The sequence below is a fragment of the Microbacterium kyungheense genome, from assembly GCF_006783905.1.
Lineage (GTDB): Bacteria > Actinomycetota > Actinomycetes > Actinomycetales > Microbacteriaceae > Microbacterium > Microbacterium kyungheense.
Window position 1 is genome coordinate 130,189 of the sequence record NZ_VFPE01000004.1, and the last position, 13,274, is coordinate 143,462.

The window sequence follows — 13,274 nt, forward strand, 5'->3', positions numbered from 1 at the left end:
CGCCGCCGGCCGGCCCGGCGGCGAGATCACGCGGCGGCGATGACCTCCAGCACGGCGTCGCCGTATGCCTCGCGCTTCTTGGCGCCGATGCCCGAGACGCCGTCGAGGTCGGCGAGGCTCTCGGGGCGGCGCTCGGCGAGCGCGCGCAGCGTCGCGTCGCCGAACACGATGTAGGCGGGGACCCCGAGCTCTCTCGCGACGCCGGCGCGCCACGCCCGCAGCGCCTCGAACACGCCGACGTTCGCCGGGTCGAGGTTCTCGGGCGCCGTCGACTTGCGCACCCGGGCGACGCCTCCGGACCGCCTCATGACATCGCGCCGCAGCGGCACGGGGGTCTCGCCGCGCAGCACGCCGGCCGCGGGTTCGCCGAGGGCCAGCGTGCCGTACTCGCCGCGGGCGACGAGGATGCCGCGAGCCAGGAGCTGACGGATGACGCTGCGCCAGTCCTGCTCGCCGAGATCGGCACCGAGGCCGTACGTCGACAGCTGGTCGTGACCCTGCTGACGGATGCGGTCGGTCGACGCGCCCCGCAGGATGTCGATCAGGTGGCCGGCGCCGAACGCCTGATTGCGCTCACGCTGCAGCCGCACGATCGTCGACAGGAGCTTCTGCGCGGGGACGAGCCCGTCCCACGTGTCGGGCGCCTCGAGGCACGTGTCGCAGTTGCCGCACGGCTCGGACGCCTCGCCGAAGTAGGCGAGGAGGTTCTGACGACGGCATCCGACCGTCTCGCACAGGCCGAGCATCGCGTCGAGGTGCTGGCCGAGGCGGGTCTTGAACGACCGGTCGCCCGGCGACTGGTCGATGAGGCGGCGCTGCTGGACGACGTCGCCCAGGCCGTACGCCATCCAGGCGACCGATGCCTCGCCGTCGCGCCCGGCACGGCCGGTCTCTTGGTAGTACCCCTCGACCGACTTCGGCAGGTCGATGTGGGCGACGAAGCGCACGTCGGGTTTGTCGATACCCATGCCGAACGCGATGGTCGCGACCATGACCACGCCGTCCTCGCGCAGGAAGCGGGACTGGTTGGCCGCCCGCGTCTCGGCCGGAAGGCCCGCGTGGTAGGGCAGGGCGTCCACGCCCTGCGCCGACAGGAACTCGGCCGTCTGCTCGACCGACTTGCGGCTGAGCGCGTACACGATCCCCGCCGCGCCGGCCCCCTGCGACCGGATGAACGCGACCAGCTGGCGGCGCGGATCGGACTTGGCCTCGATGCGGTACTGGATGTTGGGCCGGTCGAAGCTCGACACGAAGTGCCGCGCGTCGGGCAGGTGCAGCCGCTCGGTCATCTCGCGATGCGTGGCCGGCGTCGCCGTGGCGGTCAGCGCGAGACGCGGCACCCCGGGGAAGCGCTCGGCGAGCGCGCCGAGCGCGAGGTAGTCGGGCCGGAAGTCGTGGCCCCACTGCGACACGCAGTGCGCCTCGTCGATCGCGATGACGCTGAGCCTTCCGCGACCGAGGAACCGCAGCGTCGTCTCGGTGTTGAGCCGCTCGGGGGCGACGTACAGCAGATCGAGCTCGCCCGCGAGGTACGCACGCTCGACGGCCGCGCGCTCCGGCGGCGCCTGCGTGGAGTTGAGATACGCGGCCCGCACGCCGTTCGCGACGAGCGCGTCGACCTGGTCGTGCATGAGCGCGATGAGCGGACTCACGACGAGCCCGGTTCCCGGCCGCACCAGCGCCGGCACCTGGTAGCAGACGCTCTTGCCGCCCCCGGTCGGCATCAGCACGACGGCATCCCCACCGGCGATCACGTGCTCGACGATCGCGCCCTGCTCGCCGCGGAACGCATCGTAGCCGTACACCTCGCGCAGCACCGTGCGCGGATCGGCGCCCGTGAAGTCGCGGCGCGGACCGGCCCCCGCGAACGGGTCGAAGCCCGCAGCCGCACCGGCGTCGGACCAGCCCGCCGGATCTGCCGGCGGCGCCCAGGCTGCTTCTGCCGGCGGCGCCCAGGCGTCCTCGGGCGGCGCCCACGAGTCGTCGGGCGGGGGCGCGAACTGGTCGGCCTCCCACGCGAGATCGGCGTACGGGTCGCCTTGCGCAGTGGTCACCTGTCCCAGGGTAGCCGCGGCATCCGACGCGACACCCGCCGCCGCCGTCCCGGTGCAGAACCCGGGCGCCGGCTCCTGCGCAGCACCACTGTGGAGGAACCGATCAGCACCACTTCGCGACGATCGCGTCGATGACGGTGCGGTTGCGGTTCGTCGCCACGCCGAGCAGCTTCGCCGCCCCCAGCGGATCGACCTGTCCTGCCTGGTACGCGGGGCCGAGCAGCGCGTGGGCGGTGCGTCCGCGCACGACCATCCCGCCCGCCTCCGATGCCAGGCCCTCGATCTTCGCGACGGTCGCGGCCGGCAGCTCGTCCTTCATGAGGTAGATGTAGTGCCGTGCGAGCTCGGGATGCTCGTCGCCGAGCGTCGCCGCCTCCGCCGCGATCGCCGCCACCTCGGCCGCTGTGAACACCATCGTGGGCACCTCGAACCCGCGGTCCTCGGCGAAGGCGCCCTCGAGCAGCGCCTCGATCTTCGCCCGCGAGCGCATCGGCGTGGTGAACCGCACGTTGCCGGTGTTGATGTGCGTCTCGACGTCGTCGAACCCGGCGGCCTCGACGACGCGCCTGATGTCGTCCTTCGCGAACTTGCGGTTCGCCCCGAGGTTGATCGCGCGCAGGAAGGCCACGTAGGTCGGCATACCGCCATCATCCGCTATGGTCGTGCTCATGCAATGCCTGTGACTTCGTCCTCACCGAAACGAAGAAGGTGGATGCCGCACCCCGGCGTCCCTGAAAGGCACACGCATGTACCCCCGGACCTCCCTGCCGCTGCGCGGCAAGACCGCCCTCGTCACCGGCGTCTCGCGCCGGAAGGGCATCGGCTTCGCCGTCGCCTCCGAGTTCGCCCGGCTCGGCGCCGACGTGTTCGTCCACCACTACTCGCCGCACGACGCCGACCAGCCGTGGGGCACGGATTCTCTCGACGCCGTGCGCGACGGTCTGCGCACGCAGCTGGCACCGGGTGCGCAGCTCGGCGACATCGCTGCGGACCTGCGCGACGCGGCATCCATCCCCCGCGTCATCGCGTCCGCACGCGGGCTGACCGGGCGCCTGGACATCCTCGTCTGCAACCAGGCGCTGTCAGGCGGCGACGGCTCGATCCTCGACATGACCGCCGAGCGGCTCGATGCGCACTGGCAGACCAACGCGCGCTCGACGCTGCTGCTGACACGCGAGTTCGCCACCCTGCACGCCGGCGCGAAGGGTGCCGAGCGCCTGCCGGGCGAGCGCATCGGCCGCTCCGAGCCGTTCGCCGAGCCGACCGGGCGCGTGTTCTGGATGACGTCGGGGCAGCTGCACGGGCCGATGCGCGGCGAGGTCGCGTACGCCGCCAGCAAGGCGGCGCTGGCCGGGGTCACCCCGACGGTCGCCGCCGAGCTGCTCGATCTCGGGATCATCCTCAACACGATCGACCCGGGCCCGGTCAACACCGGGTACCTCGATCCCGAGACCGCCGACCGCCCGCTCGACGAGATCCAGGCGTTCGTGCGCAGCACGCCGTTCGGACGATTCGGCGAGCCCGCCGATCCGGCGCGACTCATCGCGTGGCTGTCGACGGACGCCGGTGCCTGGGTCGTCGGCCAGGTGCTCTCGACCGACGGCGGCATGCGCCTCGCCTGAGCGCGGCTCGCCTGGCCCGACCGCCGGCGCCCGGCCGCCGGCACCCGGCCGCCGGCATCCAATCCTCAGAACAGGTGTTCTGGCGAGTACAGGACGGATCCTGCGACAACGGTCCTCCGTTCGCCGGAACACCTGTTCTGGCGAACGGGATGCGGGCTCAGTACAGCGTGAAGCCGCCGTCGATCGTCACGATCGAGCCGGTCATGAACGACGACGCCTCGCTCGCGAGGAACACGGCGGCCGGACCGAGCTCGTGCGGTTCGCCGGCGCGCTTCATCGGCGCGGGATCGACGCACCACGGCTTGTACTCGGGCTCGTACACCGGAGACATCTCGGTGTGGATGTACCCGGGCGCGATCGCGTTGACGCGGATGCCGAGCGGCGCCCACTCGGCGGCGAGCCCCCTCGTCATCTGATGCACCGCGGCCTTCGAGGTGAGGTACGAGATCTGCCGGCGCGGCTGGTTGACGATCTCGGCCGACATCGAGCCGATGTTGACGATCGTGCCGCCGCCGCGCGCGGCCATGCGGCGGCCGACGGCGCGGGAGCAGTACCAGACGCCGTCGACGTTGGTCGCCAGCACGTCGCGCCACACGTCGTCGCCGACGTCGAGGGCCGCGCCGCCGACACTGATGCCGGCGTTGTTCACCAGCACGTCGATCTCGCCGAACCGGTCGCTCACCTCGGCGACCGCACGTTCCACGTCGGCGGCATCCGAGACCTCGAGGCGGACCCCGAAGGAGTGGATGCCGGCGGCCCGAAGCTCCTCGGCGGCGCGCTGCGCCGCCTCGTCGGTGCGGGCGGTGACCGCGACCGCGGCACCCGCTTCGCCCAGCGCCTGCGCGATCGCGCGGCCGATGCCGCGGCTGCCGCCGGTCACGAGCGCGACCTTGCCCGTCAGCGCGAACGAATCCATGACCGTCATCGCGGTCTCCTCCCTACAGCCGCACGACCTCGGTGACCCGCAGCACGGCGGTGCCGGCCTCTTCGGATGCGGCAAGATCGATCACGCCGCGGATGCGCCAGTCGTGGTCGCCGGCGGGGTCGTCGATCGTCTGCTCGACGCGCCACACGCCGGAGGCGGCATCCGATTCGTCGACAGTTACCAGGCGCGGCGAACGGGCCGCCCCGCCGGTGAGGATCTCGTCGTGGTCGTCGAAGTACGCGTCGAGCGCCGCGGGCCAGTCGATGTCGGGATCGAGCTCGACGAGCTCGTCGTCGCGCTGCAGCGCCGCGAGCTGCACGCGGCGGAACAGCTCGTTGCGCACCAGCACGCCGAACGCGCGGCGGTTGGTGAGCACCGACGGCGGTGCCGGCGGCACCACGGGGGCCGAGGGATCGTCGGCGGGGTTGATCAGCGCCTCCCACTCGTCGACGAGGCTGGAGTCCACCTGGCGCACGAGCTCGCCGAGCCACGCGACGAGGTCGTGCAGGTCCTCGGTCTGCGCCTCGGAGGGGACCGTCTGTCGGATGGCCCGGTAGGCGTCCGACAGGTACCGCAGCACGAGACCCTCGCTGCGGGCCAGCTGGTACAGCGAGATCAGCTCCGAGAACGACAGCGCGCGCTCGAACATGTCGCGCACGACCGACTTGGGCGACAGCTCGAAGTCCCGCACCCACGGCTGGCTGGACGCGAACACCTCGTAGGCCTGCGCCAGCAGCTCTTCGAGCGGCTTGGGGTAGGTCACCTGCTCGAGCAGCGCCATCCGCTCGTCGTACTCGATGCCGTCGGCCTTCATCGCGGCGACCGCCTCGCCGCGCGCCTTGAACTCCTGCTGCGACAGGATCGGCCGCGGGTCGTCGAGCGTCGACTCGATGACGCTCACGACGTCCAGCGCGTAGTGCCCCGTGCCCACTCCGGTCGCCGAGCCCGTCGAAGCGTCCTCAGGGTCCAGCAGCTCGATCGCGGCGAGCGCGAACGGCGAGAGCGGCTGGTTGAGGGCGAAGTTGGGCTGCAGATCGACGGTCAGGTGGATGCCGGAGGCCCCGGCATCCCGTCGGTCGATCTCGACCACCTGCGCGGCGACCAGCGTGCGGAAGATCGCGATCGCGCGACGCGCGAGCTCGTACCGCCGAGCGCGCGGCTCGTGGTTGTCGAACACCAGGCTGCGGACGTTCGAGAACACGTCGCCGCCCCGGGCGATGACGTTGATGAGCATGGCCGCGGTGAGCTGCATCTGCGGCACCAGCGGCTCGGGCTCAGCCTCGACCAGGCGTTCGAACGACCCGATGCCCCAGTTGACGACGCCGGCGGGCGCCTTCTTGCGGACGATCTTCTTGCGCTTGGCGGGGTCGTCGCCGGCCTTGCGCAGCGCTGCCTCGTTCTCGATCTCCCACTCTGGCGCCATCACGACGACGGTGCCCGACGTGTCGTAGCCGGCACGGCCGGCGCGCCCCGAGATCTGGTGGAACTCGCGCGCCGACAGCTGGCGCATCTTCGTGCCGTCGAACTTCGACAGCGCCGTGATCAGCACCGTGCGGATGGGCACGTTGATGCCGACGCCGAGCGTGTCGGTGCCGCAGATGACGCGCAGCAGGCCCCGCTGGGCGAGCGTCTCGACGAGCCGGCGATACCTCGGCAGCATGCCGGCGTGATGGACGCCGATGCCGGCGCGCACATACCGCGACAGCGTGCGGCCGAACGCCGTCGTGAACCGGAAGCCGCCGATGGCCTCCGCGATCGCATCCCGCTGCTCGCGGCTCACGACGCGGATGGACGACAGCGCCTGCGCCCGCTCCATGGCGGCGGCCTGCGAGAAGTGCACGATGTACACCGGCGACTGGCCGGTCTGCAGCAGTTCTTCGACGGTCTCGTGCACGGGCGTGCGCGCGTACGAGAAATGCAGCGGCACGGGACGCTCGACGCCCGTGATGCGCGACACCGTGCGGCCGGTGCGGCGCTCGAGGTCTTCGGCGATCGTGGCGACGTCGCCGAGCGTGGCCGACATCAGCACGAACTGCGCGCGCGGCAGGAGCAGCAGCGGCACCTGCCACGCCCACCCGCGCTCGGGGTCGCCGTAGTAGTGGAACTCGTCCATCACGACCTGGTCGACGGCCGCGTCGGCGCCCTGCCGGAGCGCGAGGTTCGCGAGGATCTCGGCGGTGCAGCACACGATCTGCGCATCCGGGTTGACCGACGAGTCACCGGTGACCATGCCGACGTTCGCGGCCCCGAAGATGTCGACGAGCGCGAAGAACTTCTCGCTCACGAGCGCCTTGATCGGCGCCGTGTAGTAGGTGCGCCCGCCCGCGGCGACCGCGGCCGCGTGGGCCGCGACGGCGACGAGCGACTTGCCCGTGCCGGTCGGCGTCGACAGGATCACATGCGACCCCGACACGATCTCGATGACCGCCTCGTCCTGCGCGGGGTACAGCGCGAACCCCTGCTCGCCGGCCCACTCGACGAACGCGTCGTACAGCTCGTCGGCGCCCGGGGCGGCGCCGGGAGCACCCGACGCCTGCGCGGCGGCGGCGATCGTCTCGAGTAGCGTCACCGTCCGAGTCTGCCAGGTCGCGGCATCCACCCCTCCTTCGCGCCGGTGCCACGTGCCCTGACGCGCCGCCGGCTCAGCGCCCGAGCGCCTCGAGGATGACGCCCGTGTAGGCCGTGTACCCGGCGTAGGTCGGGTGCAGGAAGCCGGACGGGTCGTTCACCGGGTCGACCCCGAACCACCGATCGCTCCACTGGGTGGGTAGCAGCTGCACACCGTGCCCGAGGAACGCGGGCACGACGTCGGCGTACGCGGCCTGCGCGCCCTGCGCTGCGGCCGCCGCCACGGCTTGCTGGACGGCGGCGTCGAGCGCGTCGGTGGCACCGTTGACGGTGAAGGCGAGGCTGCTCAGCGCCAGGCAGTGCTGGATCGGTGCGGTCTGCACGCACGCACCGAGGTCGACCGGCTCAAGGAGGTGCGGGTACCCCGTGACGACGATGGCCGCGCTCGGGGCGCGCAGCGCGATCTGGCCGATCAGCGTCGCCAGGGGCGCCACGAGGCCGGGCGCGTCGTCGACCACCCCCTGGACCTCTGCCAGGCACGCCACCGGATCGCCCCCGGTGCGGATCGCGGCGCACTGCGCGTAGAGCTCGGCAAGACCGAGGTCGTTCGCCCCGACGGTGAGTGTCACGACCGTCGTCCCACGGTTCACCTGCGTCAGCTGCCCCTGCACGTCGGCGACCGTGGCTCCGCTGCACGCCGCGTTGCGCAGCAGGTTGAACTTCGGCGACGCGTCCAGCTGGGCGGCATAGCCTCCGTCTGTTCGGACACACGCGTCCAGCGGCGCTCCGCCGCCCTGCCCCGCCGCGATGGAGTCGCCCAGAGCGACGTACTTGGCGACCGACTGCCGCGCGGCCGCCGCGGGGCCTGCCGCACCGGCAGCCAGCATCCCGATCCCCAGTGCCAGGGCAGCGAGCCCGGCCAGAACCCGTCGTCTCATGATTCCCCCTCGAATCCTCGAACGGACCGAAACGGTTACCCCCATGAACCGGCCGCGGAACGGATGCCGCTGACGAGGCCGACGATAGACCTGTGGATGCCGTCGCGCCAGGGGTGCGCGGGTGGCGGAATCGATGTGCGCGCCCGTACGTTGGACCAGACGTCGAAAGGATCGCCATGCCTGCCACCGATGACGAGGTCACCGTCCGCCGCAACGACGACGCCGGCCGCTACGAGGTCTGGGTCGGCGACGTGCTCGCCGGGTTCACCGAGTTCACCCCCGACGCCCGTGGGCGCCAGCGGTTCCCGCACACCGAGGTCGACCCGGCGTTCCGCGGTCGCGGTCTCGCGCAGACCGTCGTGGCCGAGGCGATGGCCGACGAGGCGCGTCGCGGCGAGACCGTCGTGCCGCTGTGCCCCGTGGTCGTGAAATACCTGGAGCAGAACGAGGTGCCCGGTCTCGACGTCCACTGGCCCTCACGCGTCGGCTGATCGCGGTAGCGTTCCGCACATGACCCGCCTCGGCAGCTCCGACACCGTCGACCTCGAGACCGCCGTCGAGTGCGACGGTCCGCGCACGCTGCTGCTCGAGGCCCGCGAGGTGCCGCTCGGCGGCGTGCGTGCGATGTCGGTGCACCGCTCTCTGCCACAGCGCGAGCTGCCGCTGGTCGGCGCCTGGTGCTTCCTCGACCGCTTCGGGCCGCAATCCACGCGCATGCGCGTCGAGCCGCATCCGCACATCGGGCTGCAGACCGTCACCTGGCCCTACCTCGGCGAGGTGCGGCACCGCGACACCGTCGGCAGCGATGTCGTCGTGCGTCGGGGAGCGCTGAACCTCATGACCAGCGGGGCAGGGATCGCCCATTCCGAGTACTCGGTGGGCGAGGACGCCACCCCGCTCGACGCGCTGCAGCTCTGGGTCGCGCTCCCCGAGTCGCGTCGCCACGGTGCCCCCGCGTTCGAGCAGCACGCGGTGCTGCCCGAGGTGGCCCTGCCGGCGATCGCCGGCGCACCGGGCGCCGCCACCGTCGTGCTGGGCGAACTCGCCGGCGTCGTATCGCCGGCCACCGTGTACACGCCGATCGTCGGCGCCGAGCTGCGCATCCCCGCGGGCTCGACCGTTCGCGTGCCGCTGAACCCGGACTGGGAGCACGCCCTCGTGGCCGTGCACGGCGGGCTCGCCGTGCCGGGACTCGCCGACGCGGAAGCCGTCCCGCTCGACACGGCGCACCTGCTGTACCTCGGCATGCGACGCACCTCGGTGGAGCTCACCAGCGCCACCGGCGCGACGGTGTTCCTCATGGGCGGCGAGCCTTTCGAGGACGACATCGTCATGTGGTGGAACTTCGTCGGCCGCACCCACGAAGAGATCGTCGAGGCCCGCGACGCCTGGGAGTCCGACAGCCCCCGCTTCGGCCATGTCGTCGATCACGGCGACGAGCGCATCCCCGCGCCCCCGCTGCCCGCCGTGCGCCTCACCCGTCGCCGCCGGCGCGTGTGATTCGTGGATGCCGGGGCGCCGGCATCCACCTTCCGACGCGTCACGAGGTGAAGGGGCGCCCGAGCCGTGACTCGAGCGCCCCTTCGTGCTGGAACTCAGGCGATCACTTCAGGACGACGAAGGCCGTTCCGCCGACGGATGCCTCCACGGTGTCGCTGCCGGAGTAGGCGACACCTACGCCGTAGAGCCCGCGCTTCTGCTTCGGCAGGTCCACGGACACCACACCATCGGTCAAGGTGCCTGTGTACTTCTTGTCGTTCACCAGCAGCGTCACCGTTCCGGTGGCCGCCGGCCCGCCGGACGACTTGACGGTCACCGTCACCGTCCAGGTCTGCGACGACGTGCCGGCGTAGCGGTTCATCTTGACGGTCGTCTTCGACGAGAACTTCACGAAGACCGAGGCGCTGTCGGCGACTCCGGCGTTGATGTTGCCCTGCTGCGTCGCCGTCTCGCGGACAGAGAGAGCGTGCCCGATGTCGTCCGACGTGACCCTATAGGTCTTGGCGGTCGCCCCCTCGATCGGAGCGCCGTCGCGCAGCCACTGGTACGTCAGCGCGACGTCCTTCGGGTCCCACTTGCCGGGGTTCACCTTGAGCGTCTTTCCGACCTTCGCCGACCCGGTGATCACGGGCGCGGACTTCGCGACCGGAGCCGCGGGGCCCGAGTCCACTGTGAGGACGGTGCGGACATCCGACTCGCCGTACCGCACGACACCGAAGTAGCGCGTCTCGGCAGCCAGACCGCTCCACGAGAGCGAGTAGGTCGTCGGGGTGCTCTCGGTCACGGGCAGCGGGTTGGGCGTCGCCGTGAGCGAGCCTTCGCCGCCGGCGCCCACGACCGCGGTCGTGAGATCCCACGTGAACGGATCGGTGAACGAGTAGACGTGAGCCTCGATCATGTACGTGCCCGCGGTCGGGTCGTTCAGCGAGACCGATTCGTCGGCCGAGCCGCTCGCGGACTGCCACTTCTCGTAGTAGCGCAGATCCGTCGGGCTGACCACGCGGTAGACGAACAGATCGAGATCGGTGTTCTCATCGTCGGACGAGTCGAGGTCGAACCGCGCCAGCGACGACCCGTCGGGAACGTCGACCAGGTAGTACGAGTACCCGTCCTCGTCGCCCGATGTCTCGTTGCCCGAGTGGCCGGGCACATCGACGCCGTTGCCGAAGATCTCCTCCGTCTGCAGCACCGCCGGCGCGAGCCCGCTGAGGTTCAGCGGCAGCTCGCCCGTGATGCCCGGCGTGATCTCCACCGACGTGCTGCCGGTGATCCCGGCACCCGAGACGGCGGCAGGTGCGTCCGCCGTGACCGGGTAGATCGCGATCGGCGAGCGCACAGTGGTCGGCCCCGTCCAGGTGAGGAATCCCGTCGCCCACTGCTCGGGCGCGGCGTTGGTCTTGGTGAAGGTCACCGTGAACGAGCCGGTCTCGCCCGCGGCGAGCGTGAGGGATGCCGGCTGGACGACGGCGTCGACACCCGCCACCACCGCGGAGGCGGTGTAGGTGCCTGCGGTGGTCGCACGCACCGAGCGGGTCACCGTCTGCGGGCCCGACAGCGAACCGATGGCGATGGAGGCGAGGTTGAGATCGCTTCCGTCGATCGGGTCGACGCCGAAGTCGTACAGGTTCTTGCCCTGCAGGTACTGCGCCCACTGCAGCGGACCGTTGTCGTAGACGAGGCCGGGTTCGAAGAACCGCGTCGGGTCGACGTGGCCGGCACCCTGCGAGAACGGGTCGGTGTTCGTCGATCCGTCGTCGTTCTTCGTGTCGTACGCGGTCGTCATCATGGCCGACTTGATCTCGCCGGGCGTCGCGTTCGGACGCTCGCCCAGGTACAGCGCTGCAAGGCCGGCGATGTGCGGCGACGACATCGAGGTTCCGGACTTGAACCCGAAGGTCGGGTCTGCACCTGCAGCGTTGTGGGTCGCCGCGAGGATCGCGACGCCGGGCGCGGAGATGTCCGGCTTGAGGATGTCGCTGCCGTCGGCCAGCATCGGGCCGCGGCTCGAGAATCCGGCGACGACCGGAGTCGGGGTCACGACACCCGTGATGTTCTCGCTGTGGAGGGTCGCCGTCGCACCCGGCGTGCCCTGGACATAGGCCAGAAGTGCGTCACGGTAGGTGTTCTGGATGTGCACCGTCGGCACGGAGTGGAAGTCGTTGTCGAGCGAGCCCGGCGTGACGTTCACCAGGATCATGCCGATTCCGCCGGCCTCGTCGACGGCCTGGGACTTCTCGACACGGGCATTGGTGCCTCGGTCACAGACGACGATCTTGCCGGTGACCTTCGAGGGGTCCAGGCGATCGAGGAAGCACAGCTTCGCCTCATCGACGTTCACGCCCGGGAGAGCAGCATCCCCCGCGTAGACGACCTCTCCCGACACCGTCTCTCCGAAGGGCACACTCACCGACGCACCGGCGGCGAGGGTGCCGTCACCGAGTTCCACGGTGCCCTCGTAGGTGGGAATCGTGGATGCGGCGACAGTCGTGTACCACGGCGAAGCGTGGTCCGCGGTCGACGCGCCCGGACCGTCGTTGCCGGCGCTGACCGCGACGAAGATCCCAGCGGCAGCGGCGTTGAAGAACGCCGTGTCCTCCGTCGCGAACGTCGTCGTGGCGGCCCCGCCGCCGATCGAGTAGTTGATCACGTCGACGCCGTCGGCCGCGGCCGCGTTGATCGCCGCCATGAGGTCACTGAGTGCGCAGATGTCGTCGTCGGTCACGAGCTCGTCCGGGCCCACGTAGCACGCCTTGTACATCGCGACCTTGGCCGCCGGCGCAACCCCCGAGATGGTGCCGAAATCGACACCCTCGACGGATGCGGCGATGCCGTTGTTGCCGGCAGCGGTGCTGGCCGTGTGGGAACCGTGGCCGTCGGCGTCACGCGGCGACAGGTAGTCGGGACCGAAGTCGAAGCCGGCTGCGGCAGCACCGGCGCTGAAGAACTTCGCGCCGACGAGCTTGGTCGAGTAGGCGTCGACGCTCCACTCCTCCCCGGTCACGCGGTCGCTGCGGAACTGGTTGCCGTCCGCCTTGTCGAACACGACGGTGTTGCCGTCGAGGTAGGGCTCCGCGCCCGCCGTCGTGCCGAGCGCATCGCCTTCGAACGAGGGGTTCTCGGGAGCGATGCCGGTGTCGACGACACCGACCACCACGCCGGCGCCGGCCTGGTCGACGCCTCCGACCGCGTTCCAGACCCCGGTGTCGCCTTCGAGACCGAGGAACTGCGTCGATGTGACGGCGTCCGGATGCAGGATCTCGTCGGGGACGACCGACGCGACTCCTCGCGTGCCCGCCAGCTTCGCGGCCTGGGTCGCCGTGAGGTTCGCGGTGAAGGCGTTGAGGGTGATGGTCAGGCTGCCGTCCGGTTCGACACCCGCGTCGGCGGCGACGTCCTGCTGCCGGTCCTCGAGGAAGTTGGAGTAGCGCTGCACGTCGCGCGAGGTCGTGTCGAGCTTCTCACCCTCTTCGGGCTGCGTGGGCGCGAGGCCGGGCTCTCCACCGTCGTAGGTCGCCACAGGTGCTTCATCCAGCAGGACGATGTAGCGGCCGGCGGAGAGATCGATCGGAACGGGTTGGTTCACCTCCTCGGGTACGGCGCCGAAACTGGCTGATGCGGTGCCCGTGAACAGGGCGGCGAGTGTGACGACCGCGGCTGCTCTCAGGGA

The 13,274-nt window shown here is 71.0% G+C and carries 9 protein-coding genes; 3 read left to right on the forward strand and 6 right to left on the reverse strand.

What is annotated here, in order from left to right:
* Positions 1-26: 26 nt before the first annotated feature.
* On the reverse strand, positions 27-2,054 hold the full coding sequence (gene recQ / locus FB391_RS14285) for a DNA helicase RecQ (RefSeq protein ID WP_141895417.1): 2,028 nt from the start codon (positions 2,052-2,054) through the stop codon (positions 27-29).
* Positions 2,055-2,157: 103 nt separating this feature from the next.
* Positions 2,158-2,694, reverse strand: a complete 537-nt coding sequence (locus FB391_RS14290) for a DUF1697 domain-containing protein (protein WP_141895419.1) — start codon at positions 2,692-2,694, stop codon at positions 2,158-2,160.
* 106 nt (positions 2,695-2,800) lie between these two features.
* On the opposite strand from FB391_RS14290, the gene FB391_RS14295 reads away from it, so the two are divergent.
* Positions 2,801-3,676, forward strand: a complete 876-nt coding sequence (locus FB391_RS14295) for an SDR family oxidoreductase (RefSeq protein ID WP_141895421.1) — start codon at positions 2,801-2,803, stop codon at positions 3,674-3,676.
* Positions 3,677-3,833: 157 nt separating this feature from the next.
* Here FB391_RS14295 and FB391_RS14300 read toward each other — a convergent pair whose 3' ends face one another.
* The 3 genes from FB391_RS14300 to FB391_RS14310 all read right to left on the reverse strand — a co-directional run bounded on the left by FB391_RS14300 (position 3,834) and on the right by FB391_RS14310 (position 8,107).
* Positions 3,834-4,601, reverse strand: coding sequence for an SDR family NAD(P)-dependent oxidoreductase (locus tag FB391_RS14300; RefSeq protein WP_141895423.1), 768 nt, complete (start codon positions 4,599-4,601; stop codon positions 3,834-3,836).
* Between the two features lie 13 nt (positions 4,602-4,614).
* Entirely contained in the window at positions 4,615-7,170 is a 2,556-nt protein-coding gene (locus tag FB391_RS14305) for a DEAD/DEAH box helicase (RefSeq protein WP_141895424.1), read from the reverse strand.
* A 73-nt stretch (positions 7,171-7,243) separates the two neighbouring features.
* Positions 7,244-8,107: an SGNH/GDSL hydrolase family protein gene (locus tag FB391_RS14310; protein WP_185843104.1), complete on the reverse strand. Its 864-nt coding sequence runs from the start codon at positions 8,105-8,107 to the stop codon at positions 7,244-7,246.
* A gap of 176 nt (positions 8,108-8,283) precedes the next feature.
* Here FB391_RS14310 and FB391_RS14315 point away from each other — a divergent pair, with 176 nt between their 5' ends.
* Together FB391_RS14315 and FB391_RS14320 are read left to right on the forward strand one after the other, a co-directional pair.
* Positions 8,284-8,598 (forward strand): GNAT family N-acetyltransferase, encoded by a 315-nt coding sequence (locus FB391_RS14315; RefSeq protein ID WP_141895428.1) that lies wholly within the window; start codon positions 8,284-8,286, stop codon positions 8,596-8,598.
* Positions 8,599-8,617: 19 nt separating this feature from the next.
* A complete protein-coding gene (locus FB391_RS14320) occupies positions 8,618-9,607 on the forward strand; it encodes a pirin family protein (RefSeq protein ID WP_141895430.1) in 990 nt (329 codons plus the stop codon).
* Positions 9,608-9,710: 103 nt separating this feature from the next.
* Here FB391_RS14320 and FB391_RS14325 read toward each other — a convergent pair whose 3' ends face one another.
* The gene (locus tag FB391_RS14325) at positions 9,711-13,190 is read right to left on the reverse strand and encodes a S8 family serine peptidase (RefSeq protein WP_185843105.1); all 3,480 of its coding nucleotides are present in this window, start codon (positions 13,188-13,190) and stop codon (positions 9,711-9,713) included.
* Positions 13,191-13,274: the final 84 nt, after the last annotated feature.